The sequence below is a fragment of the Pseudomonas sp. 65/3-MNA-CIBAN-0223 genome, from assembly GCF_040310425.1.
Taxonomy (GTDB): Bacteria; Pseudomonadota; Gammaproteobacteria; order Pseudomonadales; family Pseudomonadaceae; genus Aquipseudomonas; species Aquipseudomonas gregormendelii.
This window is the reverse complement of the sequence record NZ_JBEOPV010000168.1, coordinates 1-267: the sequence shown is the minus strand read 5'-3', so window position 1 is coordinate 267 and position 267 is coordinate 1. Positions and strand designations below refer to the sequence as shown.

The 267-nt window shown below is 46.4% G+C and carries 1 pseudogene; it reads left to right on the top strand.

The window, feature by feature from the left end:
• A pseudogene (locus tag AAEZ09_RS28395) lies at nucleotides 1-267 on the top strand (dihydroxy-acid dehydratase domain-containing protein); the annotation flags it as partial.

Here is a 267-nt window from a genome sequence, read left to right as displayed (position 1 = left end):
GCATGTGCTTTGCTCACTGATGGTCGTTTCTCTGGTGGTACTTCAGGTTTATCTATTGGTCATGTCTCTCCCGAAGCGGCTGATGGCGGTACTATTGCACTCGTAGAACAAGGCGATATCATTCATATTGATATTCCTACGCGTGAAATAACTTTACAAGTATCGGAAGAAGAACTTGCAGCGCGCCGCGTAGCAATGGATGCGAAAGGCAAACAAGCTTGGAAGCCCCTTGATCGTGTACGACCTATCAGCTATGCACTTAAAAAC